This is a genomic window from Paenisporosarcina sp. P4_D4, from assembly GCF_056401835.1.
In genome coordinates this window covers 1-1,235 of sequence record NZ_JBFUIO010000306.1, presented here as the reverse complement: position 1 = coordinate 1,235, position 1,235 = coordinate 1, and the positions used below count along the sequence as shown (strand labels likewise).

The 1,235-nt window shown below is 31.9% G+C and carries 3 protein-coding genes; 2 read left to right on the top strand and 1 reads right to left on the bottom strand.

Translation table 11 applies throughout. The features are described from left to right. Positions 1 to 301: 301 nt before the first annotated feature. Positions 302 to 514, top strand: a complete 213-nt coding sequence (locus tag AC1DSL_RS18365) for a hypothetical protein (protein ID WP_477533357.1) — start codon at positions 302 to 304, stop codon at positions 512 to 514. Between the two features lie 70 nt (positions 515 to 584). Further along, a complete protein-coding gene (locus tag AC1DSL_RS18360) occupies positions 585 to 878 on the top strand; it encodes a hypothetical protein (RefSeq protein ID WP_477533356.1) in 294 nt (97 codons plus the stop codon). Positions 879 to 943: 65 nt separating this feature from the next. On the opposite strand, the gene AC1DSL_RS18355 is transcribed toward AC1DSL_RS18360, so the two are convergent. Further along, positions 944 to 1,235: hypothetical protein (locus tag AC1DSL_RS18355; protein ID WP_477533355.1), on the bottom strand; the 292-nt coding region annotated here is incomplete at its 5' end.

The window sequence follows — 1,235 nt, the reverse complement described above, 5'->3', positions numbered from 1 at the left end:
GAGAAAATCATCCGTATTACCTTAGCGTGGAAAGTAGGTTACCTTTATGGATGAAGTCAGCTAAAAACCGGGATTTAATTCTTAAAGTAATTAAAAAGTTAGAACAAAAGATAATATAAAAATAATATGGGTCGACTTATTTAATTGCTTAAGAATCTTCTCTTATTCAACTAACGGGTRCTTTAGTAAAAATCYTTGGGCTGCTTTGGTAGCCCTTTTTTCTTWTTCARCTAACGGGGCAKGTTAGCGAAAGAATAACTTTTATCTTATCCTAAAATAAATATTAAAAGAGGCATTTAAAGTGGTTAATATTTTTGTAGTTGTTTGGGTTGTAATAACATTACCCATTTTTTTATCTGTCGTTTTTGGGATTTTTAAACCGATTGTAAATGCTGATGCTACTGGTATAAGTATGATTATTATTGCTTTATTAGTTGGTGTCTTGGATGCTTATATTGGAGTTAAATTAATTGAAAAGAAAATTCGACCTTGGCTAGAAAAGCGAAAAAGATAAACATTTTTCTTATTGAACTAACGGGGCAGGTTAGTTGAATAAGAACGAAGGATATTGAGGAGGGCTTTATATGAATTTTCCAACTGAATTAGACGGTGCTAAGGTAATACTTATCACTACAAATTCTGTTTCTAATCAATATGGGATAGTTGGAACAATCAACGATATAAACGAGATAATTGATGAATTATCTATTACTGCTATTGCTATCTGCCAGTATGAAGGAAGTAAAGAGTTTTACTTATTCTCTTGTGATGCAGAATGGGAAGTAATAGGAGACACAGTTTATTACACCTTTAAGGAAGCAATAGAGAGTGCTATGAAAGATTACAATGTAAAAGAAAATGATTGGCTGATTATATAGTCTTCTTCAACTAACGGGGCAGGTTAGTTGAACAAGAATGCTAAATTGAATTAATTGTAAAGAGGCTAAATTGGGGAGTGAAACATGAATATAATCCTTTGGCTTGTAAATGCTGTTATGTTATTTGGTATTTGGTTGTTTGCTTCTGTCTTTCTGTCGACAGGGGATGAATGGTGGTCCTTATACACTTTTAATATGGAGGAAATATCTCCTTTCAATCTAGAAATATCTTGGCTAAAAGTCTTTATATTTGGATTCATTTCTTTGGTAATTTCTTTCTTCCTTGTAAAGATAACTTCAGTAAAAAAATAGCAACTTATTTCTTCTTCAACTAACGGGTGCTTTACTTCATTAAGG

Excerpts from the sequence above, each read along its gene's own strand:
- AC1DSL_RS18360 (WP_477533356.1), top strand. The coding sequence starts at position 585 with ATGAATTTTCCAACTGAATTAGACGGTGCTAAGGTAATACTTATCACT.